General features: G+C 71.9%; 18 protein-coding genes. 4 read left to right on the plus strand and 14 right to left on the minus strand.

Annotated elements, in window-relative coordinates; all coding sequences use genetic code 11:
- Positions 1-34: 34 nt before the first annotated feature.
- Both ACL06G_RS02850 and ACL06G_RS02855 read right to left on the minus strand, forming a co-directional pair.
- The gene (locus ACL06G_RS02850) at positions 35-880 is read right to left on the minus strand and encodes a GNAT family N-acetyltransferase (protein WP_412785062.1); all 846 of its coding nucleotides are present in this window, start codon (positions 878-880) and stop codon (positions 35-37) included.
- A gap of 22 nt (positions 881-902) precedes the next feature.
- Positions 903-2,855: an IucA/IucC family protein gene (locus ACL06G_RS02855; RefSeq protein WP_412835332.1), complete on the minus strand. Its 1,953-nt coding sequence runs from the start codon at positions 2,853-2,855 to the stop codon at positions 903-905.
- Positions 2,856-3,109: 254 nt separating this feature from the next.
- On the opposite strand from ACL06G_RS02855, the gene ACL06G_RS02860 reads away from it, so the two are divergent.
- The gene (locus ACL06G_RS02860) at positions 3,110-4,300 is read left to right on the plus strand and encodes a trypsin-like serine peptidase (protein WP_412835333.1); all 1,191 of its coding nucleotides are present in this window, start codon (positions 3,110-3,112) and stop codon (positions 4,298-4,300) included.
- Between the two features lie 79 nt (positions 4,301-4,379).
- On the opposite strand, the gene hflX is transcribed toward ACL06G_RS02860, so the two are convergent.
- From hflX to miaA, 5 genes are all read right to left on the minus strand, one after another.
- Positions 4,380-5,876, minus strand: a complete 1,497-nt coding sequence (gene hflX, locus ACL06G_RS02865) for a GTPase HflX (RefSeq protein WP_412835334.1) — start codon at positions 5,874-5,876, stop codon at positions 4,380-4,382.
- A gap of 149 nt (positions 5,877-6,025) precedes the next feature.
- Positions 6,026-8,200, minus strand: a complete 2,175-nt coding sequence (locus tag ACL06G_RS02870; protein ID WP_412785066.1) for a RelA/SpoT family protein — start codon at positions 8,198-8,200, stop codon at positions 6,026-6,028.
- Between the two features lie 156 nt (positions 8,201-8,356).
- Positions 8,357-9,250, minus strand: coding sequence for a diaminopimelate epimerase (gene dapF, locus ACL06G_RS02875; protein ID WP_412835335.1), 894 nt, complete (start codon positions 9,248-9,250; stop codon positions 8,357-8,359).
- 37 nt (positions 9,251-9,287) lie between these two features.
- A complete protein-coding gene (locus ACL06G_RS02880) occupies positions 9,288-9,758 on the minus strand; it encodes a hypothetical protein (RefSeq protein ID WP_412785103.1) in 471 nt (156 codons plus the stop codon).
- Between the two features lie 105 nt (positions 9,759-9,863).
- Positions 9,864-10,814, minus strand: coding sequence for a tRNA (adenosine(37)-N6)-dimethylallyltransferase MiaA (gene miaA / locus ACL06G_RS02885; protein ID WP_412835336.1), 951 nt, complete (start codon positions 10,812-10,814; stop codon positions 9,864-9,866).
- A 193-nt stretch (positions 10,815-11,007) separates the two neighbouring features.
- Here miaA and ACL06G_RS02890 point away from each other — a divergent pair, with 193 nt between their 5' ends.
- The gene (locus ACL06G_RS02890) at positions 11,008-11,226 is read left to right on the plus strand and encodes an antitoxin (RefSeq protein WP_412835337.1); all 219 of its coding nucleotides are present in this window, start codon (positions 11,008-11,010) and stop codon (positions 11,224-11,226) included.
- 108 nt (positions 11,227-11,334) lie between these two features.
- On the opposite strand, the gene ACL06G_RS02895 is transcribed toward ACL06G_RS02890, so the two are convergent.
- Together ACL06G_RS02895 and miaB are read right to left on the minus strand one after the other, a co-directional pair.
- Positions 11,335-12,054, minus strand: coding sequence for a class III extradiol dioxygenase subunit B-like domain-containing protein (locus tag ACL06G_RS02895; RefSeq protein ID WP_412785070.1), 720 nt, complete (start codon positions 12,052-12,054; stop codon positions 11,335-11,337).
- Between the two features lie 64 nt (positions 12,055-12,118).
- Positions 12,119-13,603: a tRNA (N6-isopentenyl adenosine(37)-C2)-methylthiotransferase MiaB gene (gene miaB / locus ACL06G_RS02900; RefSeq protein WP_412785071.1), complete on the minus strand. Its 1,485-nt coding sequence runs from the start codon at positions 13,601-13,603 to the stop codon at positions 12,119-12,121.
- A gap of 92 nt (positions 13,604-13,695) precedes the next feature.
- Between miaB and ACL06G_RS02905 the strand changes: the two genes are divergently transcribed.
- Positions 13,696-14,697: a TAXI family TRAP transporter solute-binding subunit gene (locus ACL06G_RS02905; RefSeq protein WP_412785072.1), complete on the plus strand. Its 1,002-nt coding sequence runs from the start codon at positions 13,696-13,698 to the stop codon at positions 14,695-14,697.
- A gap of 105 nt (positions 14,698-14,802) precedes the next feature.
- A complete protein-coding gene (locus ACL06G_RS02910) occupies positions 14,803-17,865 on the plus strand; it encodes an alpha-mannosidase (protein WP_412835338.1) in 3,063 nt (1,020 codons plus the stop codon).
- Here ACL06G_RS02910 and ACL06G_RS02915 read toward each other — a convergent pair.
- The 5 genes from ACL06G_RS02915 to ACL06G_RS02935 all read right to left on the minus strand — a co-directional run bounded on the left by ACL06G_RS02915 (position 17,862) and on the right by ACL06G_RS02935 (position 22,900).
- Complete coding sequence (locus tag ACL06G_RS02915; RefSeq protein WP_412835339.1) at positions 17,862-19,427, minus strand: FAD-dependent monooxygenase; 1,566 nt, start codon at positions 19,425-19,427, stop codon at positions 17,862-17,864. The genes ACL06G_RS02910 and ACL06G_RS02915 overlap by 4 nt on opposite strands.
- 150 nt (positions 19,428-19,577) lie before the next feature.
- A complete protein-coding gene (locus ACL06G_RS02920; RefSeq protein WP_412785075.1) occupies positions 19,578-20,474 on the minus strand; it encodes an amino acid ABC transporter permease in 897 nt (298 codons plus the stop codon).
- Positions 20,471-21,139 (minus strand): amino acid ABC transporter permease, encoded by a 669-nt coding sequence (locus tag ACL06G_RS02925; RefSeq protein ID WP_412785076.1) that lies wholly within the window; start codon positions 21,137-21,139, stop codon positions 20,471-20,473. The genes ACL06G_RS02920 and ACL06G_RS02925 overlap by 4 nt, the downstream gene beginning before the upstream one ends.
- A gap of 76 nt (positions 21,140-21,215) precedes the next feature.
- Positions 21,216-22,037: a glutamate ABC transporter substrate-binding protein gene (locus tag ACL06G_RS02930; protein ID WP_412785077.1), complete on the minus strand. Its 822-nt coding sequence runs from the start codon at positions 22,035-22,037 to the stop codon at positions 21,216-21,218.
- A gap of 71 nt (positions 22,038-22,108) precedes the next feature.
- The gene (locus ACL06G_RS02935; protein ID WP_412785078.1) at positions 22,109-22,900 is read right to left on the minus strand and encodes an amino acid ABC transporter ATP-binding protein; all 792 of its coding nucleotides are present in this window, start codon (positions 22,898-22,900) and stop codon (positions 22,109-22,111) included.
- Between the last annotated feature and the right edge of the window lie 96 nt (positions 22,901-22,996).

The following is a 22,996-nucleotide window of genomic DNA, read 5'->3' on the forward strand; positions in this document are numbered from 1 at the left end:
CGGGGTCTGAGGCGGCGGGTGGCGGCACGGAGGCTCAGCGGTCGTGGACCATGAGCGCGGCGCGCTTGCCGGGCAAATCCACCTCGGCGGAGAAGCGGTAGCCGGCTCCCAGGAAGGCGGCCACGGAGGGGATGTTGCGGAGGTCGGGCTCGGCGACGACGCGTCGGCAGTCCGGACGGTTCGCGAGGACGAGGCCGGTCACGGCCCGCAGCAGCCGGGTGCCCAGCCCGCGCCCCCGGTCGGCGGCACCGCCGAGGAGCAGGTGGATTCCGGTGTCGTGGGGCCGGGCCGGGTAGGAGCGGGCCAGTGGGTCCAGGTCCGCGCGGTAGATCTCCCAGTAGCTCATGGGAACGCCGTCGAGCACGCCCAGGCAGGGGACGCTCCGGCCGTCGCCGTCGAGCTGACCGCGCAGGTGCGCGGCGGTGGTACCGACAGGCCCGGAGAGCTCCCAGAACTCGGCGACCGCCGGGTCGTTCATCCAGCCGGAGACGAGCGGCAGGTCCCTTTCGAGTCGGACGGGAACCAGTTGGAGGATGCCGCTCGGAGTCGCCGCGGACGGCCAGTCGCCGATGCCGTCGAGAAGCTCCGAGCCGGACGGGCCGTGTCGCCGGTCGCCGTGGAGCGGCAGGTTCTCCGGCCGACCGGTCGGAGGAGCGCAGGCACCCGCCCCGTCGAGGAACGCACCGGCCTGCCCGGAAAGGTCGAGGTCCACGGTGTCCGTCTCGTCGGGCCCCGCCGGGGCGGTGGGTCCGTCGGCTCCTGCCCCGTGGTGCCGGCCGTCCGGCGCAGCCGTCTTCCCGGGAAGGGCCCGGACGCCGTCCCGACCGCGGGGGGCGCTGCGCACGGAGCCCCGGGACGAGGGCGGGACGGGGAGTTCCATCAGTGCCTCCGGAGCCCGGGGTTCAGGGCGCGAGCGGGTTGTCGACGGTGACGTAGACGGACTGGGTGTCCACCGGCCCGACGAGTTCGTCCATGCCGTGCAGACGCGTGAGGAGGTTCGCCTTGCAGCGCAGTGTCGGTTCGGAGAGCAGGCGCTCGGGAAGGGGCGAGACCGGTGCTCCTCCCGGACCGGACGCCTCCGTCTGCAGGAACTGCCGGAATGCGGCGAGCAGCAGGGGTTCTCCGACGAGCCCCTGCGCTCCGAAGGCGCCGATGAGTCCCAGGACGTTGTTGATGCCGAGGTAGTACGCGAAACGCTCGTCGGTGACGTCGTCGGCGACGAAGGAGTCGCTGGCGGCACCGGCGCCCGGCAGCCGCCGTTGGATCTCCTCCCGCCGGGATGTCCGGAAGTAGTAGCCCTGGTTGTCCCGGTAGCGGCCGCCGCACGGCCATCCGTGACTGTCCAGCAGCACCAGGGTGTTCTGCTGGTGCGCCTCCAGGGCGATGCCGGCGTGGGCGTCGAGCCAGAGAATCGGACGCACCACCCGGTCGAGGTAGCGGAGGAACCATTCGGTGGCCACGGCGGCGACGGGGCGGTGCGTCGACCGCGCCAGCGCTTCCACGGCAACGGCGAGTCGCGGGAGCAGCCGTTCCCGCGGCAGCCCGGGCCACGGCCGGGGCGAGGTGAGCGCCGCAATGCAGACGGCGTCGTCCTCCGGGCCGAAGGGGTTGTGACGGATGACGGTGTCCAGTCCGGGGACCGGTCCGCCCGAGGGATCGTCCACGCCCAGCCACGCAGGGTCGCGGACGATGTCGAAGCCGGGGTGGGCGGCCCGCCAGCGCGCGGACAGCCCGGTGCGCAGCAGACGTTGGATCTCGACGCCGCGCAGGAGCTCCTTGCGCAGGTTCTCCCTGCGGGAATTGGTGATCCGCAGACCGAGCGACAGCTTCAGCATCGCCTCCGCTCCCGGGCGGTGGACGGTCCGCACCGAGGACGTCGGGTGCCAGGCGTCGCCCGCCTGCCCCAGATCGCGGAGCAGCCCGGCGTCCAGCAGACGCTGGGTCTGCGGCCGGTGCCGGATCTCGCGGGCCTGCCAGGGGTGCAGCGGGAGGGGCACGAAGCTTTCGGGGAGAGCGGCAGCCACCTGCTCACCGGCCAGTCGCGCGGCCAGGGTCGCCGCCGGGACCGGGACTCCCCCGCGGCCGGCAGCGGTCGCCGTGCTGTCGTACCAGGCCGAGTCCGAGGCGAGAACCGCCGGGTCGACCGCCAGCCAGTGCAGGGGGAAGGACCCGCGGAGCTCCGGGGAGTAGGCCTGTGCCTCCGCGTCGGACAGGCCCTCGCGGCTCTTGGGTGTGGGGTGCACCGGATGACCGAGGAGGAGGGACTGCTCCGCTTCCAGGAAGAGGTCGCCTTCGGCCGAAGGGCCGGGTGCGGCCCGCCGGGCCGCGAGGAAGTCGGCGCTGCGTCGCACCGAGTCGGCGACCCGGGCCACCAGTGCCGCGCCCTCCCCGCCGCCGGTGCGCCCGCCGCTCAGGTGGGAGGCCTCCCGCCCGAACAGCGAGGCGAGGAGGACCGCGTCGACGGGTTCGTCTCCGGCCGCGCCGTCGAGCCGGACGCTGCCGAAGCGGTGCCATCCCGTCATCGACCAGTGGAGCACGGGCACGCACAGCGTGACCCCGGTGGCGTCGAGGGCGATCCTCAGTACGCCATCGGGCGGTTGCCGAACGTTGTTCTCCCGCACCCAGCAGCGCAGCAGCCCCTCCGCAGCGGCCGCGTCCGCCGCTGCCGCGGAATCGGACTGCTCGAGCGGATCGCCGACTGCGGGCGTTCCCTCCGGGCGCATCGGGCGGTCGCCGTCACCGGAGGACGCCGCCGCCTGCCGCGGCACCTCGGGACGTTCGGTCCCGGCGAGACAGGAGCCGGTGGGGCTCCCCCCGGGCGAGGGGACCGGCCCGTGTGCGGAGCTCGCGTTCACTGCTGCCTCCCGTGCTGTCGTGTCGGCCCGCGCCGGGCGAACCACTGCTCCCGTGGCGCTCAACGAGGCGGAGGGCCGCGGATCACGGTCGTTCGGCAGTTCTCCCCCTCTCGTGCGCATCACGTGTGGGGTTCGCGCGGAACCGGGGACCCTGGAAGCGGCATCCCCCGCACGACCGGGCATAGTGGGGGGCCGCCGCACTGCGGCGAGTTCATGTCACTTCGGTTGGACGAACACCATGGGGGGATTCACGCATGCCGAGCAGAGGCATCCGCGCACACCGATTCCGGCCGGCTCTCGGAGCGGTCACCGCGATGGCCGCGCTGGCGACGGCCGCGACCGGGTGCGCGCCCGACGAGTCGGGCACGGACGCGAAGCCGAGCGCGTCGGGCGAACGGCAGCCGGTGAAGGACTTCGACGAGCTGCGCGACGAACTCGGCCTGCCGGACAAGCTGCCCGAGAAGCTGCCGGCGGCGCTGAAGGACCTGGACAAGTGGCGGGACGGCGCCTGGAAGGACTGGGACCGGGACGACTGGCTGCGGGAGGCCCGGGACTTCATCAATCCGATCATCGAGGACCACTGGGACCCGGACCGGATGGGAGGTGCCCGGGAGAACGACCGTGACGTCGACGAGTCGGAGATCGACGAGGGGGTGACCGATCCTGAGCCGGCCCCGGTGGAGGCGGAGGCGGTGCCGCTGCCCTACACCGAGAACGCGCCGCCGGTCGGCAAGGTGTTCATGGAGACGCCCAAGGGATCCATGGTGTGCTCCGGAACGGTCGTGAAGGACCCGGAGAACCCCGGGCGCTCGAACCTGGTGGCCACCGCGGGACACTGCGTCCACGCCGGTTCCACCGGGGGCTGGTACCGCAACGTGGTCTTCGTCCCGCACTTCAACGACGCCGGTCTGAAGCCTTCCGAACTGGCGGACGCGGAGAAGAACGCCGTCGCCCCGCACGGAATCTGGTGGGCCAAGCAGGCCCGGACCACCGACTTCTGGATCGAGAACGGCGCGCACACCGGCGGCAAGGGGGCACCGCAGGACTTCGCCGTGCTGAAGGTGCAGCCCGAGGACAAGAGCGGCACGACGCTGCAGGAGACGGTCGGGGGCGCCGTCCGGGTCGACTTCGGCACTCCCGGCGTGGACGGGATCGACACGCTGACCGCGAACGGCTACCCGGCGGCCCCTCCGTTCAAGGGCGAGCGCATGTTCCGCTGCACCGACGCCCCGGGGCGTCTGACGCTCGACGCGAATCAGCCGACGATGTACCGGATCGGGTGCACGATGACCGGCGGCTCGTCCGGCGGCGGTTGGCTCGGCGCGGACGGCAGGACCCTGCTGTCGGTCACCTCGATCGGCCCCATCACGCACGGCTGGCTCGCGGGACCGCGCCTGGGCGAGGAGGCGAAGGCGGTCTTCGACACGGTGTCCCGCACCGGCTGAGCCCCACGGAACGTTTCACGGCGAAGGCCGCCCCCGCTCCTCGGCGGGGGCGGCCTTCGCCGTGCGGTGACTGCCGCCGTCAGACCCGTGCGGCGGGCTCGGCGGCGCGCAGTTCGGCTGCGAGTTCCTCGTGGACCCGCACCGTGAGCAGCGTGCCCTCCTCAGTGTGCGCCTCGGACAGCACCTCGCCCTCCGCGTAGGTGCGGGCAACGAGGGCACCGTGCGTGTACGGCACGAGCACTTCGAGTCCGACCGCCGGCCTGGGCAGCAACTCGTCGATGAGCGCATGCAGTTCCTCGATGCCCATCCCGGTACGGGCCGAGACGGCGAGGGAGCGCTTCTCCTGCCGCAGCAGCCGCTGCAGCACCAGCGGGTCGGCGGCATCCGCCTTGTTCACGATCACGATCTCCGGGACGTCCACCGCGCCGACCTCGCGCAGCACCTCGCGGACCGAGGCGAGCTGCTCCTCGGGGGCGGGGTGGGATCCGTCCACCACGTGCAGGAGGAGGTCGGAGTCGCCGACCTCCTCCATGGTCGAGCGGAACGCCTCGACCAGGTGGTGCGGAAGGTGCCGGACGAAGCCGACCGTGTCCGCCAGGGTGTACAACCTGCCGCTGGGGGTCTCGGCCCGCCGCACGGTCGGGTCCAGCGTGGCGAACAGAGCGTTCTCCACCAGGACTCCCGCTCCGGTGAGCCGGTTGAGCAGTGAGGACTTGCCTGCGTTGGTGTAGCCCGCGATGGCCACCGACGGCACCTTGTGACGCCTGCGGTCCTGCCGCTGCACCTCACGGCTGGTCTTCATCTCCGCGATCTCCCGGCGCATCTTCGCCATCTTCTCGCGGATCCGCCGACGGTCCGTTTCGATCTTGGTCTCACCGGGACCGCGGGTGGCCATACCGCCCCCGGCGGACCCCGAACCGCCACCGCCCATCTGACGGGACAGCGACTGGCCCCAGCCGCGCAGCCGGGGAAGCATGTACTGCATCTGTGCCAGCGCCACCTGGGCCTTGCCCTCGCGGGATTTGGCGTGCTGGGCGAAGATGTCGAGGATCAGGGCGGTGCGGTCGACCACCTTGACCTTCACCACGTCCTCGAGGTGGATGAGCTGCCCGGGGCTGAGTTCACCGTCGCAGACGACGGTGTCGGCGCCGGTCTCCAGCACGATGTCCCGCAGCTCCAGCGCTTTGCCGGAGCCGATGTAGGTGGCCGGATCGGGCTTCGCCCGGCGCTGCACGACACCCTCCAGCACCTGTGCGCCGGCGGTCTCGGCCAGGGCCGCGAGCTCCGCGAGCGAATTGTCCGCGTCCTGCGCGGTGCCGGAGGTCCACACGCCGACGAGGACCACGCGCTCCAGGCGGAGCTGCCGGTACTCGACCTCGGTGACGTCCTCGAGCTCCGTGGAGAGCCCGACGACGCGCCGCAGCGCCGCACGCTCCTCCCGGTCGTACTGCTCGCCGTCACGTGCGGAGTCCACACCGTCGCCCGGAGCGACGTCCTCTTCCATCAGGGCGTCGGCCAGGCGGCCCGGCTCCGAGAGGCGCCGGCCCGATTCGGGAAGGGAAGAGGGAGAGGTCATTGGATCCTTACGTCGGAGGAATGGAGAGGCCGCTCGGTCGGTGCAACGCGTGCCGCTCGGGAATGATTCCCCGGAAAGCGGGTGACCGTGTGCCGCCGTTGTCGATGGTGACACGCGAGATCCGGGACGTCACCCGGATTGTCGCCCGCTCAGCGGGCAGGAAGGTGCTTCACCGCACGCGACACGTCGTACACGCCCGCAACCCTCCGCATGGCGCGCATGAGCGCCGCGAGACCCGCCGCATCGGGCAGCTGCAGCGTGTAGGTGTGGCGGACCCGCTGCTCGCACGGCGGCTCCACCTCGGCGAAGACCACGGCGGCGCCCTGCGCGGCGATCGCCTCGGTGAGATCCGCCAGCAGCCGGGGATGCCCGAACGCCTCCGCAAGGAGCGTCACACGGCATCCGGCGGCCTGCTCGTCCCAGCGGACGGGGACCGCGTGCCGCCCTGCCGCGGCCATACGGACCACGGTGTGGCAGGTCTCCCGATGGACCGCGACGGCGCCGCCCCGCACGGGGAAACCGGTCACGGCGTCGGGCGGCACCGGAGTGCAGCAGCGGGCGAGCCGGACCGGCACTCCGGGCCGCCCGGTGAGCACGGCGGGACTCTCCGCGAGATGCCGCCCCCGGGCGCGCTGGGCGGCCGGGACGCCGGCGGGCGGGGACGCGCCGGGCCGTTCCGGTCGTGCGGGGGCAGCACGGTCGGGCACGGCAGCGGCAGGACGGTCCGGTCGACCGGGAGTGGTGATCGCGGTGGGCCGTGGGACTGCGGGCGGCTCCTCGGGGTGGCCCGCGAGCCACTGGCGGATGGCGATGCGCGCAGCGGGGGTGCGCGCGTGCGCGAGCCATTCCCGGTCCGGGGCGTGGGCCGCACCCGCGGAAGCTGCTTGCGGGGCGAGGAAGAGCTGCACCGTGTCGCCGTCCCGCAGGACCGTGCTCAGGGCGGCCAGGCGGCCGTTGACCCGGGCGCCGATGCAGCGGTGCGCCGCCTCACCGTGGAGGACGTATGCGGCGTCGATGCAGGACGCGCCGGCCGGCAGAGGAAGCGCCGCGACCGCCGCGTCCCCGCCCGGGTAGACGATGATCTCCTGGTCCTCCGCCAACTCGTCGCGCAGCTCGGTCCAGAAGGTGTCGGGATCGGCCGCGCGGCTCTGCCATTGGAGGAGGCGGGAGAGCCATCCCGGACGGGTCGGATCCTCCCGGTCGGGTGCGTGGGCGTCGTCGGCGGTCCCGGAGCCGGCGACGTGCGGGTCCCCGAGCGCGATGACGCCCGCCTCGGCGACCCGGTGCATCCGGTGGCTGCGGACCAGGACCTCGGCCACCCTCCCCCGGGAGTCGGCGAAGGCGGTGTGCAGCGACTGGTACAGGTTGAACTTCGGCACCGCGATGAAGTCCTTGAACTCCGACATGACCGGCACGAAGCAGGTGTGCAGTTCCCCCAGCGCCGCGTAGCACTCGGCGTCATCGTCGACGAGCAGCAGCAGGCGCCCGAAGTCGCACGGGCTCAGGGCCCCGCGCTTGAGGCTCAGCCGGTGCACGGACAGCAGATGGCGGGGCCGGATGAGCACCTGGGCGTCCACCGCGGCCTCCCGCAGGACCGCCCGAACGGATTCCGCGATCTCGGTGAGCGGATCCGGCTGCGCCGCGTACTCGCGCACCAGCTCCTGGGCTCTGCGGTGGTCCTCGGGATGCAGCACGGCGAAGACCATGTCCTCGAGCTCGCGCTTGAGTGCCTGGACGCCGAGGCGTTCGGCGAGCGGCACCAGCACGTCCCGGGTGACGCGGGCGATCCGCGCCTGCTTCTCGGGGCGCATCACGCCCAGGGTCCGCATGTTGTGCAGGCGGTCCGCCAGTTTGATCGACATGACGCGCACGTCGCTGCCGGTGGCGACGAGCATCTTGCGGAAGGTCTCCGGCTCGGCGGCGGCACCGTACTCGACCTTCTCCAACTTGGTGACGCCGTCGACGAGATGTGCCACCTCCGCCCCGAAGGAGGCACGGACCTGGCTCAGCGTCACCTCGGTGTCCTCGACCGTGTCGTGCAGCAGGGATGCCGTCAGGGTGGTGGTCTCGGCACCGAGTTGAGCGAGGATCAGGGTGACGGCCAACGGGTGCGTGATGTAGGGCTCGCCGCTCTTGCGGACCTGTCCCCGGTGGGAGGATTCGGCGAGGACGTAGGCGCGGCGCAGAACATCGAGGTCTGCTCCGGGGTGGTGCGCACGGTGGACCTGGGCGACATGCTCGATGGCGTGCGGGAGGGACCCCCTGGCGGCCGGCCTCAGGAGGGCGGCACGGCCCAGCTTCCGAAGGCTGCGCACCGCGTCCATGGCCACCTCCCGCTCGTGGACCCCGGTCTCTCCCGGAGTGCGACTCTACCGAGCCCATCACGCGCCGCTGACCGCCTCTCGCCAGCAGTGACCGGGATCACCCGTTCGAGCGACGTTTGCATTCGGCCGACGCCGGTCGGGGAACGGTTGTGCCCGTCAGGCCGCGAACCAGTCGGCGTCGAGCACGCCCTCCGCCAGGATGACCGCCGGACCGGCCATCTCGATCTCCCCGTCAGGGCGTTCGGTGATCACCAGGCGCCCTCCGGGAACGTCCACCGTATACGTCACCGGGGTGCCGTCGGCGGCCGGATCGTGTCCGTCGCGGCGGGCGGCGGCGACCATGACCGCGCAGGCTCCGGTGCCGCAGGACCGCGTCTCTCCCGAACCCCGTTCGTGGACCCGGAGGGCGACGTGCCGCTCGCCCCGGTCGACGACGAACTCGACGTTCGTGCCGTCCGGGTACGCGTGCTCGGGGGTCACCGCCGGCGGCGCGGTGAGGGGGCCGGCGTGCGCGAGATCGTCGACGAACACGACGGCGTGCGGATTGCACGTGTTCACGTTCCTGGCCTGCCAGCTCCGTGCGCCGACGGCGACCGTGACCGGCTCGCCGGAGAGCGTGGCACGCCCCATGCGGACCGTGACCGGCCCCGCTCCGCCCTCGGCCCCCGGCGAGGTGCCGGCGGCAAGGTGCACGCGCCGCACCCCCGCCCGCGTGGCCACCGCGAGATCTCCGGCCGGGACGAGCCCGGCCCGGTTCAGGTAACGGGCGAACACCCGCACACCGTTGCCGCACATCTCGGCGACCGAGCCGTCGCCGTTGCGGTAGTCCATGAACCACGGGGCATCGCCCGCCCTCTCCCACGCCTCGGGATGGGCGGCCGACCGCACCACGCGCAGCACTCCGTCGGCACCGATTCCGGCGCGGCGGTCGCAGAGCCGCCGCACGGCGGAGGCGGTCAGCTCCAGGGTGCCGTCCGGGTCGGGGAGAATCACGAAGTCGTTCTCGGTGCCGTGCCCCTTGAGGAACGGCACGCCCTGCGCAGTGCTCACGCCTCGATCGTATCGGGAGGCCGCCGGCGCTCCCGGGTCAGCCCGCGAGCCAGGCGACCCGCCAGAGTGCGAGAGCGGCGACAGCGCCCAGGCCTCCCGCGTAGGCGGCGATCACACGCCAGTCGGCGCGGCGCCGGGAGCCGGGTGCGGGCAGCCCGGGCCACACGTGGCCGACGCGACGTGCGGCCATCACACCCCAGCCGGCCGCGCAGCAGCAGATCAGCAGGCCGAGCATCGCGACGACCGCTCCGGAGCGACCTCCCGGCTCGAAGGCCAGCGGGAAGGCGAACATCAGCGAGCCGAGCGCCCCCAGGACCACGACCGGCGCGAGCTGCCACACCCGCAGCCTCCGCTGCGGCCGCAACTCGTGCGGCTCGACGGGAGGATCCTGGACCGGTACGTCCTCGTCCAGCCTCCGGTCCGGCTCCACCGGAGCCGAGGAGTAATCCACGTACGTTCCGTACTCCACCGCTGACTCTTCGTTGTCTCGAGGGCCGGCCGACGCCATCGCCACGCGCCCTCCACTCCTGCTGAACAACTCGAACGATGGTCGATGATGGCACGCCGGAAGGGCACTCCCACGCCCCTGGAGCGTCCCGATGCCATGACGTGATCAGGCTGTGACCGGTCGTTCGAGGAGGCCGAGCGCGCGAGCGCTGAGCCGGCCGCGGTCCTCGGCGGCGCCGCTGAGCCAGTGCACCCGCGGATCACGGCGGAACCAGGAGTCCTGGCGCCGCGCGAAGCGCTTGGTGGCCCGTACGGTCTCGCTCCGCGCCTCCTCCAGCGTGCACCCGCCGGCGAGGGCGGTGAGGACCTGCTGGTAACCGAGCGCGCGGGAAGCGGTGCGTCCCCGCCGCAGGCCCACCCGCTCGAGCGCGCCGACCTCCTCCACGAGTCCGGACTCCCACATGCGGTCGACTCTGCGCGCGATGCGCTCGTCGAGCTCGGGACGGGGAACCCCGACCCCGATCTGCAGCGTGTCGTAGACGGACTCGCGCCGCGGCAGATGGGCGGTGAAGGGCCGCCCGGTGATCTCGATGACCTCCAGGGCCCGCACCACGCGCCGCCCGTTACTGGGAAGGATGGCCCGTGCCGCGGCCGGATCGGTCTCGGCCAGACGGGCGTGGAGGACCCCGGACCCGCGCGTCTCCAGCTCGCCCTCCAGCCGTGCCCGCACAGCCGGGTCTGTGCCGGGGAAGTCCATGACGTCGATGGCGCTGCGCACGTAGAGCCCCGACCCGCCGACGAGGACCGGCACACGCCCCTCCGCGAGCAACCGGTCGATCTCGGCACGCGCCAGCCGCTGGTACTCGGCCACGCTCGCGGCGGCGGTGACGTCCCAGATGTCGAGGAGGTGGTGGGGCACGCCGCGCCGCTCCTCCTCGGCCAGCTTCGCGGTACCGATGTCCATGCCGCGGTAGAGCTGCATGGAGTCCGCGTTCACGACCTCGCCGCCCAGAGTGCGGGCCAGCTCGACGGCGAGATCGGACTTGCCGGCGGCGGTGGCGCCGACAACGGCGACGACCTCGTACGACGGGGCGCGGAGCGCAGATGGGGCTGTCACGGACCCAGTCTCGCAAACGTCCTGCCCCGGGGGATCGGGACCGCCGCTCCACGGCATCTGCACCGCGGACGTCCGCACCACGGCTGTGCGAGTTGTCAGGCGGACTCGCATGACGGAGGGTTGATTGTGGGCGGTTTATCCCGGTTCCTCAGCAACATCCGACAGACACCAGTCACGACGAAAGGCGGCCGCCATGAGCTTCATGGACAAGGTCAGGGGCATGCTCGGCCAGCACGGCGAGAAGACGCACCGGGGCGCGGAGAAGTCCGGGGACAAGCTGGACGAGCGGACCGGCGGCAAGCACAGCGACACGATCGACACCGGCACCGAGAAGGGTCAGGAGCAGACGGACCGCTGGACCGACGAGGGCGGCGCGGGCGGTGGGGGCCGCGGCGGCGGTGCGGCCGCCTGACACGGCCCCGCCGATGCGGCGGACGGCGGGGCGCGGCCGGATCCGCAGGGAGGCGGAACGGTCCGCGCCTCCCGACTCGGTCGGGAAGGTCCGCCGCTGCCGCGCGGTTCAGGACCAGCCGGCGACGAGGTAGCCGACCCCGTACGGGGCGTCGTCGTAGAACAGCCGCCCGCCGAGGTCCGCTCCCTCGGCGGCACCCGCCAGCACCTGCCACACGGAGCGCCCGGCCGCCCGGAGCTCGTGCGCGAGGTCGGGGTCGAGCTCCAGCAGCGCCCCCACGTCAGCGGCGCCCAGCGCCCGGGCGGCGTCCGCGTCGAACGCCGCGGCACGCGGGTCGAAGTACCCGGGCGCCTTGAGCGTCCGGCAGGCCGTGCCGTCCCCCAGCGCCAGCAGCGCCACCCGGGAGGCGGAGGCGGCGATTCCCCGACCCGTCGAGGCGCAGCGGTCGCGGTCCAGCAGCTCCTCCACCGCCAGTCCCTCCACGGGGGCGGCGTTCCAGCCGGTCCTGGCGAGGAGCCAGGCTCCCACCGCGAGCGAATGCGGCAGCCGCGGTGCGTCGCCGTCCCGCTGCCCGTCGGCCGTACCGAGGGTCACCTCCAGATCGACACCGAAGCCGCGGAACGAGCCCGTCGACCCCTGCGGGTAGACGCCCCGGGACGAAGCCTGTGCGGCCCCGACGACGACCAGCCGGTCCGGACGCGACGCGGCCAGCAGCGCCAGGGCGTCGTAGCAGGCCGTGCGCGCGGCGTCCATCTCGGGAGCAGCCCCCGAGGCCACCTGCGGAACCAGGAGAGGCGGACAGGGGCAGACTGCTGAGGCGACAAGCATGTCGGCAGCTTACGGGGCGGACAGCGGCGCAGGCAGGCCGCACAGGGGCACGGCGGAGCGCCTCTCAGCAGGCCGTGCACCCGCCGGCGGGCTCGGGCCCGGAAGGCGGGGCGCCGACCGTGGGCAGACCGAGCATCACGCCCGGTTGCTGCGGCTCCGGCTCGGCATGGCGGCGCTCCCACGCGTCGCCCGCGCGCGTGCGGCGGACGGCCTTCGCCGGGCCCTCGGCGAGCAGGTGGTGGGGAGCGGCGTAACTGACCTCGACCTCCACGACGTCCCCGGGGCGCACGGCCTCCTCGGGACGCGCGAAGTGCACCAGCCGGTTGTCCCGCGCCCGCCCGGACAACCGCCGGGTCTCGCCGTCCTTGCGTCCCTCGCCCTCGGCGACCATGACCTCGAGCGTCCGCCCGACCTGCTTCCGGTTCTCCTCCCAGGAGATCTCCTCCTGCAGGGCGACCAGCCGCTCGTACCGCTCCTGGACCACGGCCTTGGGCACCTGGCCGTCCATCTCGGCGGCGGGCGTGCCGGGGCGCTTGCTGTACTGGAAGGTGAAGGCCTGGGCGAAGCGCGACTCGCGCACCACGTGCAGCGTCTCCCGGAAGTCCTCCTCGGTCTCGCCGGGGAAGCCGACGATGATGTCGGTGGAGATCGCCGCGTCGGGCATCGCGGCCCGCACCTTCTCGATGATCCCGAGGAAACGCTCCTGACGGTAGCTGCGGCGCATCGCCTTCAGCACGCGGGACGAGCCGGACTGCAGGGGCATGTGCAGCTGGGGCATCACGTTCGGCGTCCCGGCCATGGCGGCGATCACGTCGTCGGTGAAGTCGCGCGGATGCGGTGAGGTGAAGCGCACGCGTTCCAGGCCGTCGATCCGGCCGCAGGCCCTGAGAAGCTTGCTGAACGCCTCCCGGTCGCCGATGTCGCTGCCGTAGGCATTGACGTTCTGGCCGAGGAGGGTGATCTCGCTGACGCCCTCCGACACGAGAGCCTCCACCTCCGCCAGGATGTCCCCCGGGCGCCGGTCCTTCTCCTTGCCGCGCAGCTGGGGCACGATGCAGAAGGTGCAGGTGTTGTTGCAGCCCACGGAGACCGAGACCCAGGCGGCGTACGGGCTCTCCCTACGGGTCGGCAGCGTCGAAGGGAAGGACTCCAGCGACTCGGCGATCTCGACCTGGGCCTCCTGCTCGATCCGTGCCCGGTCGAGCAGCACCGGCAGCTTGCCGACGTTGTGGGTGCCGAAGACCACGTCGACCCACGGAGCGCGCCGCACGATGGTGTCGCGGTCCTTCTGGGCGAGGCAGCCGCCGACAGCGATCTGCATGCCGGGCCGGGCGGCTTTCTTCGGCGCGAGCTGGCCCAGGTTGCCGTAGAGCCGGTTGTCGGCGTTCTCCCGCACCGCACAGGTGTTGAACACCACGACGTCCGCGCCGTCCGCATCCGCGCGCGCACGGACGTACCCGGCGTCCTCCAGCAGTCCCGCCATCCGCTCGCTGTCGTGGACGTTCATCTGGCAGCCGAACGTCCGCAGCTCGTAAGTCTTCGCAGTCATCTCAGTCGACCAGGGTACGCCGTCCGCTGTGACGCACCTCCTCCCGCCGGGGCCTCCCGCACGCACGGGGCGGCCTGGCAGGATGCGGCCGCATGGTCGGCGACACTCTCACGCGGTTCAGGCCGGGCGGCCGCGCCCTGGGCGGCTTCGCCGCTCTCCTCGTCGTCGTCGGCCTGGCCGCGTGGCTGCTGACACCGGGCGGCACGGCACGCCCGGGCGGCACAATCACCTTCGCCACCGGGGTGCCCACCGGGGTGTACCAGCAGTACGGAACGCTGCTGAAGGAGCGGCTGGCCCGCGACGATCCGGAGCTCGCCGTGCGGCTGGCACCCAGCCAGGGATCGGTGCAGAACCTCGACATGCTGCTGTCCGGGAAAGCGGACTTCACCATCGCCCAGGCCGATGCCGTGGCCGCGGAACTGGCGGAACAGCGCCCGGGATCCGCCGGGCTCCGGGCGGTCGCCCGGCTGTACGACGACTACATGCAGCTGATCGTCCCGGCCAACTCCCCCGTCCGCGGCGCCACCGATCTGGAAGGCCTGCGGGTCGGGCTGGGCGAGGAGCGCTCGGGGGTCAGCCTCGTCGCGGGCCGGCTCCTCGAAGCGGCGGGTCTGGACCGGGAGAACGACCTCGAAGCGGTGCCGGCCGGGATCGACGAGATGCCCGGCATGCTCGAGCGGGGCGAACTGGACGCCTTCTTCTGGTCCGGTGGACTGCCCACGCAGGCGGTGGAGAACCTCGCAGCCCGCTTCAGGATCCGGCTGGTGCCGCTGGGAGATCTGGTGCCCGCACTGCAGCGGCTGGAACCGGACACGCGCTACTACCGGGCTGCCGTGATGCCGGGCGACGCCTACCCGAGCGTCCAGCAGGGCGTGCCGGTCGACACGGTCGCGGTGGCGAACCTGCTGGTGACCACCGAGCGGGCCGACGCGGCGGTCACCGAGGCGCTGACCCGGTCGCTGATCAGGAGCCGCGATCAGATCGGGAGCGTGGTGCACGCGGCCCAGAAGGTCGACCTGCGCACCGCCATCTACACCGACCCGCTGCCGCTGCACACCGGGGCACGCCGCTACTACCGCGCCGTCAAGCCCTGACGGCGCTTCGCGGACCCGCGGGGTTCCGCCTCGTGCATCTGCCGGGTACGGATGGCGTGGGGCCGTCGCCCGGCTCCGTGACGTCCACGTGAGGAGTCCGCCGCCATGCACGACGAACGCAGCACCGTCGAAGCCCGACTCCGCCGCGTGCTGGAGGAGCGGATCCGGCCGGCGGTCCACGGCCCGGCGGTCCCGCTCACCGTGGAGCGCTGGGACGTCCCGGGGGAACCGGTGCCGGTGGCGGAGGGGCTGCGAGCGCCCTTCCGTCCGGCCGCCGTGGGCGAGCGCTGGGGGCCCGTCTGGGGCACCACGTGGTTCCGCGTCACCGGAACGGTTCCGCAGGAGTGGGCCGGGCTCACCGTGGAGGCCCTGCTCGACCTCGGCTTCGACCGGAACATGCCCGGATTCCAGTGCGAGGGCCTGGTGCACCGGGCGGACGGCACTGCGGTGAAGGGGCTCAGCCCTCGCAACGCCTGGGCGCCGGTCGCCGCTCCCGCAGGCGGCGGGGAACGGGTGGAGTTCCTCGTGGAGGCGGCATCCAACCCGATTCTGGTCACGCCGCGGACTCCCACCCGCGACGGCGACCGGCTCACCGCGGCGAAGGCGCCGCAGTACCGGCTCCGGCGCATGGACCTCGCGGTCCTCCGGCCCGAGGTGTGGGAGCTGGTGCGGGACCTCGAGGTGGCCGGCGGACTGATGCACGAGCTGCCGGTGGAGGACGCCAGGCGCTGGGAACTGCTGCTGGCCCTCGGACAGGCGCTCGACGCGGTCGACCTCGCCGACGTGCCGGGCACGGCGGAACGGGGCCGTGACCGGCTTCGCGACGTGCTCGCCTCCCCGGCCCGGTCGTCGGCGCACCGCATCAGCGCGGTCGGGCACGCGCACATCGACTCGGCCTGGCTGTGGCCGCTGCGGGAGACGGTCAGGAAGGTGGCACGGACGGTGTCGAACACCGTCGCTCTCATGGACGAGCACCCGGAGTTCGTCTTCGCCATGTCCCAGGCCCAGCAGTACGCCTGGCTCAAGGAGCACCGTCCGGAACTGTACGCGCGGGTCAAGGAGAAGGTCGCCGAGGGGCGGTTCCGTCCCGTGGGCGGAATGTGGGTGGAGTCGGACACCAACATGGTCGGCGGCGAGGCGATGGTGCGTCAGTTCGTCCACGGCAAGCGCTTCTTCCTGGAGGAGTTCGGCGTGGAGACCGAGGAGGTCTGGCTGCCGGACTCCTTCGGCTACACCGCTGCCATGCCGCAGATCGTGAAACTCGCGGGCTGCCGATGGTTCCTGACGCAGAAGATCTCCTGGAACAGGACGAACCCGTTCCCCCACCACACCTTCCGCTGGGAGGGCATCGACGGCAGCCGCGTCTTCACCCACTTCCCTCCGGTCGACACCTACAACAGCGACCTCAGTGCCCGCGAGTTGGCACACGCGGCACGCAACTACCGCGAGAAGGGCAGCGGAAGCCGGTCGCTCGTGCCGTTCGGCTGGGGCGACGGAGGCGGCGGTCCCACCCGGGAGATGCTGGGCCGCGCAGCGCGGCTGGCGGACCTGGAAGGTTCCCCCCGGGTGACGATCGAACCGCCCTCGGCCTTCTTCGAGAAGGCGCAGGAGGAGTACCCCCACGCCCCCGTCTGGGCGGGCGAGCTGTACCTCGAGCTCCACCGCGGCACCTACACCTCGCAGGCGGGGACCAAGCAGGGCAACCGGCGCAGCGAGTCGCTGCTGCGGGAGGCGGAGCTGTGGTGCGCCACGGCAGCACTGCGGGTTCCGGGCTTCGCCTACCCGTACCGGTCGCTGGAGCGGATCTGGCGGACCGTCCTGCTGCACCAGTTCCACGACATCCTGCCGGGCTCCTCGATCGCCTGGGTGCACCGCGAGGCGCGGGAGACCTATGCGCGGGTGGGGGACGAGCTGGAGGAGCTGATCGGCGGGGCACAACGGTCGCTCGCGGGGCAGGGCAGTGCGGAAGTCGTCTTCAACGGCGCCCCGCACACGCGGAACGGAGTCCCCGGCGCGGGCGCGGCTCCGCCGGTGCAGCACGGCGGCCCCGTGACCACGCAGGACCGCCCGGGCGGCGGCTGGGTGATGGACAACGGGGAGTTGCGGATCGAGATCGACGGGCGCGGACTGGTCGTCTCCGCCGCCGACCACCGGGCCGGGCTCCGCGACGCGGTGGCGCCGGGGAGCCCGGCGAACCTGCTGCAGCTCCACCCCGACTTCCCCACGGCGTGGGACGCGTGGGACGTCGACGCCTACTACCGGAACAACGTCACCGACCTCACCGGCACCGACGAGCTGGCGCTCGCCGTCGCCCCGGACGGGCGCGCAGCCACCGTCCGCGTCGTCCGGCATTTCGGCACCGGATCGTCGGTGGAGCAGGAGCTGACGCTGCGGGCCGGGGAGCGGCGCCTGGACATCGACACCGAGGTCGACTGGCACGAGTCCGAGACCTTCCTCAAGGCCGCCTTCCCTCTGGACATCAAGGCCGACCACTCCGCGGCGGAGACGCAGTTCGGACACGTCCTCCGTCCCACCCACACCAACACCTCGTGGGACGCGGCGAGGTTCGAGATCTGCGCGCACCGGTGGCTCCACGTGGCGGAGCCGCTGTGGGGCGTCGCCCTGGTCAACGACTCCACCTACGGCCACGACGTGACCCGCACGGTGCGCGAGGACGGCGGGCGGACGACGACGGTGCGGCTCTCCCTCCTGCGGGCGCCCCGCTACCCCGATCCCGAGACCGATCAGGGCCGCCACCGGATGCGGTACGCGCTGCTCCCCGGAGCCGGCATTCTCGACGCGGTACGGGAGGGCCACGGCATCAATCTGCCCGAACGCGTCGTCCCGGGCTCGGGGCGGGAGAGCGCCCCGCTGGTCGACGTCGAGGGCGAGCAGGTCGTGGTCGAAACGGTGAAGCTGGCCGAGGACCGCAGCGGCGATCTCGTGCTCCGCCTCTACGAGGCGCTCGGCGCGCGGGCACGCACCCGGCTCGGCATCGGCGTCGCGGTGCGCGGATGTGCGGAGACCGATCTGCTGGAACGCCCCCTGGACCCGACCGGGGCGGTCGTGGACGCCGCGCTGCACGACGGGACCGTCGACGTGGCCCTGCGCCCCTTCCAGATCCTCACCCTCCGGCTCACGCCGGACCTCACGGGACAGAGCTCCTAGCGCGCGGCGGCCATACCCCGCACCGCGTCCACGCAGCCGCGCAGCAGATCGGTGCGCGCCCCGGGGAAGGCGCCGACCAGGTGCCCGTCGGGACGGATCACCAGCGCGGTGTGGGCAGCGGCGCCCGGGTACGCCTCCGTGACGGCCAGCTCCGCCCGCAGCGGCAAGGCCTCCACCACCGCCGCGAGTTCGGGCATCAGGCCGGCGCGCAGCCAGTGGCGGCTGTCCCACACGCCGGTGCCGGGAGCGACCAGCAGCACCATCAGGTCTCCTCCCCGGCCGCACAGCCGCTCCCGCAGGCGGCAGCGGGTGCCGTCCAGCAGGGTGACGGGCACGTCGGTCGCCGGCCCGCCCGGCGGCGTCCGTGCCCCGGAGGAGGCGCGACCGGGCGGGACGAGAGGCGACCGCCGGTACTCCGGAGGCCCACCGAGCGTCCCGCGGCCGAGGTGGCCGTCCGTCAGAAGCCCCAGCGGACCGGCCGCGCCGCCGGGCAGCAACGTCCGCACACCGCCTGAGCGGCGGACGAAGGGCAGTGCCTGGTCGACCGAACGGAGCCGCGCGCCGACGGCGGCACGACGCTCGGCCTGGTAGCTGTCGAGCAGGCTGTCGTCCGCGGTGTCGTTGCGGGCGCCGTGGTGCCAGGCGAGGCTCAGCTTCCAGGCGAGATTGGCGGCGTCGCGGAGTCCCTCGTCCACGGCCTGGACACCGAGGGCGCCCACCAGGTGTGCGGCGTCGCCGGCGAGGAAGGCCCGCTCCACGCGCCAGCGGCGGGCGAGCCGCTGGTGGGCGGTGTGCACGCCGGTGTCGAGCAGTTCGTAGGCCGGCGCAGCACCCACGGACGAGCCGTCGTGCCACCGGGCGAGCGTGTCCTTGACGCGTCCCAGCATCTCGTCCGGCGTGACCAAATCTCCTCGAGGAGGGAGGAGCCAGTCCAGGCGCCACGCGCCGTCGGGAAGCGGGCGCGCCGTCACCTCCTCCCGTGCGCCTGCGGGTTCGCGGTGGAGCAGGGCCTCGTCCGGCCAGGGGAGCCGGGTGCGCACCGTGGCCACGGCGTGCCGCTCCACGGAGGTCCGCCCCGGGAATCCGATGCCGAGCAGCTTCCGCAGGGTGGAGCGCGCTCCGTCGCAGCCGACGACGTAACTTCCGCGCCACCAGGTTCCGCGCGGTCCCCGGGTGCGCACCGCGACCCCCGTGGCGTCCTGCTCCACGGCGTCGACGTGGCTGCCGCGCTCGAGGGCGACCACCTTCTCGTGTGCGAGCGCTGCCTGCAGAGCCGTCTGAAGACGATGCTGCTCGAGGTGGAACGGGGCGGCCTCGTCGTCGAGTTCGACCCTCTCCAGACACTGCCTCCGACGCTCGGTGCGCCACACCCGCCATCGTGCGGCCTCCACCGGGGGCAGTGTCGCGGCGGTGTCGGGGCGCAGCGCGCAGGTGCGTGCCGCGCGGCGCAGCACGTCCCCCTCTCCCGCGTCGAGCACGACGGAGGGGACGTCGCGGCGGGCAAGTGCCAGTGCCAGTGCGAGTCCCACGGGTCCCGCACCGACGACGATCACCGGATCCACAGCACCCGGCCCTCACGGTCTGACGGGAGGAGGGGAGTTGACGCTGACGGAGCCCGGTGCACGATCACCTCAGGTATGCAACCCACTGCCCGCCCCGTCGTCAAGCGGAGGGGCGGGCAGTGGATCACGACTGCGGTCGGGCGGGAGCCGTCACCGGGTGGAGCCCGGCTCCTCGTACTCCATGTCCTCCGCCGCGCCGCCGTGCACGACGGTGCCGCCGGAGCGCTTGCCCTGCCGGATGCGGGCCTCGATCCGGCCGGCGCACCAGGTCAGGGCCAGGTTGACCGCGATGAAGATCAGCGCGACGACCGTGAAGGTGGCGATGGTGTTGGCACCGTAGTTCGCCGAGATGGTGCTGGTCTGATTCATCAGGTCCGAGAACCCGAGGATCGCGCCACCCAGCGCGGTGTCCTTCACGATCACCACGAGCTGGCTGACGAGTGCCGGCAGCATGGCGGTGACGGCCTGCGGCAGCAGCACGAAGACCATCAGCTGGCCCTTGCGCATGCCGATCGCCTTTGCCGCGTCCGTCTGGCCGCCGGGAAGCGACAGGATGCCGGCGCGCACGATTTCGGCGATGACCGACCCGTTGTAGAGCACGAGTCCGGTGACGACGGAGAAGAGCGGGCGGACCTCGGAGTCGATGTCGGTGTAGAAGGCGTAGGCCTGATTGGCGAACACCATCATCAGCAGCACCGGTACCGAGCGGAAGAACTCCACGACGACGCCGGCGGGCCTGCTGACCCACGCGTGGTCGGAGAGGCGGGCGATACCGAGCAGTCCGCCCAGCGGCAGTGCGATCACGATGGAGAGCGCGGCGGCCTTGAGGGTGTTGCCGAGGCCGGGAAGGATGTAGGTGGTCCACACCCGGGAGTCGGTGACGAACGGACCCCACTTGGCCTCGGTCAGCTGGTTCTTGGCGGCCAGGGTGTCGATCACCCACCAGGCCACCAGGGCGGACACCGCGAGGAACACCACGGTGTAGAGGACGTTGCGCCTCTTGGCCCTGGGGCCCGGCGCGTCGTAGAGAACGGAGAGGTTGCTCATCGTTTCACCGCCACACGCTTGCTCACCCAGCCGAGCAGCATGCCGGCCGGAAGGGTCAGGACGACGAACCCGAAGGCGAAGATGGCGAAGACGAGGAACAGCACGTCCGGGTTGAACTCGATCATGTTCTTCATCACGTACGCCGCTTCGGCGACGCCGATCGCCGAAGCGACCGTGGTGTTCTTGGTCAGTGCGATCAGTACGTTGGCCAGCGGCGCCACCACCGAACGGAACGCCTGCGGCAGGACGATCACGGACAGCACCTGGCTGAACTTCAGGCCCAGTGCACGGGCCGCCTCCGCCTGCCCCACCGGAACCGTGTTGATGCCGGAGCGCAGGGACTCGCAGACGAAGCACGCGTGGTAGGCGACGAGGCCCAGGACGGCCAGCTTGAAGCTGACCTCCTTGGAGGTGCCGCCGCCGAGCTCGATGCCGAGCGTCTGGTAGAGCGCCAGCGAGGTGGCCACGATGATCAGGGTGAGCGGGATGTTCCGCACGGTGTTGATGTAGACCGTGCTGAAGCCGCGCATCATGGGAACCGGACTCACCCGCATCGCCGCGAGGAGCGTTCCCCAGACCAAGGAACCTATCGCCGAATAGAGGGTCAGCTGGACCGTGACCCAGAACGCCCCCACGACGTCGTAGTCATTCAGAAAGTCGAACACGTTCTCCCGCGCTCTCGCCGTAGCGGACGCGGGGCGCCGTCCGTGTCAGGACGGCGCCCCGCCTGCCGCTGCCTTCTCAGCTGCCTTCGGTGATCTCGGGCGCCTCGCCGTACTCGTAGCCGGCCGGGCCGAAGTACTTCTCGGCGAACTTCTTCCAGGAGCCGTCGTCGACCATCTTCTTCAGGGCGTCGTTGACCTTCTTCTGCATCTCGGTGTCGCCCTTCTTGAGGCCGATGCCGTAGGGCTCGTCGCTCAGGTTGAGGCCGACAAGCTTGAACTTGCCCTGCTGCTCCTTCTGCGCGGCATAGCCGGCCAGGATGCTGTCGTCCGTCGTGAGGGCGTCCACGTTCCCGTTCTCCAGGCCCGTCAGGCACTGGGAGTAGGTGCCGTACTCGTTGAGGTCGGCCTTCGGCGCGAAGTCCTTCCGCACGTTGGCGGCCGAGGTGGAGCCGGTGACCGAGCAGAGCTTGAGCTTGCTGTCGTTCAGATCCGAGGTCTTCTTGATCTCGTTGTAGTCCTTGCGGACGAGAAGGTCCTGGTGCGCCATCAGGTACGGACCGGCGAAGGAGACCCGCTCCTTGCGCTCCGGGGTGATGGAGTAGGTGGCCGCGATCAGGTCGACGTCACCGTTGGCGATGAGGTTCTCCCGGTCGCCGCTGGGAGCCTCCTTCCAGGTGATGTCGCTCTCCTTGTAGCCGAGTTCCTTGGCCACGTACGTGGCCACCTCGACGTCGAACCCGGCGTAGCCGCCGTCCGGGGTCTGCAGGCCGAGGCCGGGCTGGTCGACCTTGATACCGATCGTGATGCCGTCGTCGCCGCTGTCGCTGCCGCCGCAGGCGGTCGCGGTCAGGGCGAGGGCGGCCGCAACGGCCGCGATGCTGGTCTTGCGGAGAGTCATGGTGGACATCCCTCGGTTCTCGTGGTGGCGGTGCGTGAGCTGTGCGGAGGCCGGAACCTCCGCGCAGTACCTCAGTGGTGCAGGATCTTCGACAGGAAGTCCTTGGCGCGCTCGCTGCGCGGATTGCTGAAGAACTGGTCGGGGGTGGCCTCCTCGACGATCCGGCCGTCGGCCATGAAGACCACCCGGTTCGCCGCGGATCGCGCGAAGCCCATCTCGTGCGTGACGACGACCATGGTCATCCCGTCACGGGCGAGCTGCTGCATGACCTCGAGGACCTCGTTGATCATCTCGGGGTCGAGCGCGGAGGTCGGCTCGTCGAAGAGCATGACCTTCGGGTCCATGGCGAGTGCCCGGGCGATCGCCACGCGCTGCTGCTGGCCGCCGGAGAGCTGCGCCGGGTACTTGTCCGCCTGGTTTCCCACGCCGACCCTGTCGAGCAGCTGCCGGGCCTTCTCCTCGGCGGACTTCTTGTCCGTCCTGCGGACCTTGACCTGGCCCAGCGTCACGTTCTCCAGCACCGTCTTGTGCGCGAAGAGATTGAAGGACTGGAAGACCATGCCGACGTCGGCACGCAGCTTCGCCAGCTCCTTGCCCTCCTCCGGGAGGGGCTTGCCGTCGATGGCGATACGACCCGAGTCGACGGTCTCCAGGCGGTTGATGGTGCGGCACAGCGTGGACTTGCCGGATCCGGACGGACCGATGACGACGACGACCTCGCCGCGCTCGATGGTCAGGTCGATGTCCTGAAGCACGTGCAGCGCACCGAAGTGCTTGTTGACGTTGTCCAGCACGACCAGGCCGCTCGGCGCCGACTCCGGTCGTCCGGCGTCTCCGTCCTTGGTCACCGATACATTGCTCATCGGCGTGTAGCTCCGTCCTCGTCGGTTGCGAGGACCTTAGTGAGCCGCTGCCACCGGCGTCACCACATCTGAGCGGAAATTGAGCATCACGATACG

This window comes from Streptomyces callyspongiae (assembly GCF_047200695.1).
In the GTDB taxonomy this organism is placed as follows: Bacteria; Actinomycetota; Actinomycetes; order Streptomycetales; family Streptomycetaceae; genus Streptomyces.

What these genes read in the sequence shown, in the direction of transcription:
- ACL06G_RS02850 (WP_412785062.1), bottom strand. Translation starts at nt 880, where the DNA reads ATGGAACTCCCCGTCCCGCCCTCGTCCCGGGGCTCCGTGCGCAGCGCC.
- ACL06G_RS02860 (WP_412835333.1), top strand. Translation starts at nt 3,110, where the DNA reads ATGCCGAGCAGAGGCATCCGCGCACACCGATTCCGGCCGGCTCTCGGA.
- hflX (WP_412835334.1), bottom strand. Translation starts at nt 5,876, where the DNA reads ATGACCTCTCCCTCTTCCCTTCCCGAATCGGGCCGGCGCCTCTCGGAG.
- ACL06G_RS02870 (WP_412785066.1), bottom strand. Translation starts at nt 8,200, where the DNA reads ATGGACGCGGTGCGCAGCCTTCGGAAGCTGGGCCGTGCCGCCCTCCTG.
- ACL06G_RS02880 (WP_412785103.1), bottom strand. Translation starts at nt 9,758, where the DNA reads ATGGCGTCGGCCGGCCCTCGAGACAACGAAGAGTCAGCGGTGGAGTAC.
- ACL06G_RS02890 (WP_412835337.1), top strand. Translation starts at nt 11,008, where the DNA reads ATGAGCTTCATGGACAAGGTCAGGGGCATGCTCGGCCAGCACGGCGAG.
- ACL06G_RS02895 (WP_412785070.1), bottom strand. Translation starts at nt 12,054, where the DNA reads ATGCTTGTCGCCTCAGCAGTCTGCCCCTGTCCGCCTCTCCTGGTTCCG.
- miaB (WP_412785071.1), bottom strand. Translation starts at nt 13,603, where the DNA reads ATGACTGCGAAGACTTACGAGCTGCGGACGTTCGGCTGCCAGATGAAC.
- ACL06G_RS02905 (WP_412785072.1), top strand. Translation starts at nt 13,696, where the DNA reads ATGGTCGGCGACACTCTCACGCGGTTCAGGCCGGGCGGCCGCGCCCTG.
- ACL06G_RS02910 (WP_412835338.1), top strand. Translation starts at nt 14,803, where the DNA reads ATGCACGACGAACGCAGCACCGTCGAAGCCCGACTCCGCCGCGTGCTG.
- ACL06G_RS02920 (WP_412785075.1), bottom strand. Translation starts at nt 20,474, where the DNA reads ATGAGCAACCTCTCCGTTCTCTACGACGCGCCGGGCCCCAGGGCCAAG.
- ACL06G_RS02930 (WP_412785077.1), bottom strand. Translation starts at nt 22,037, where the DNA reads ATGACTCTCCGCAAGACCAGCATCGCGGCCGTTGCGGCCGCCCTCGCC.
- ACL06G_RS02935 (WP_412785078.1), bottom strand. Translation starts at nt 22,900, where the DNA reads ATGAGCAATGTATCGGTGACCAAGGACGGAGACGCCGGACGACCGGAG.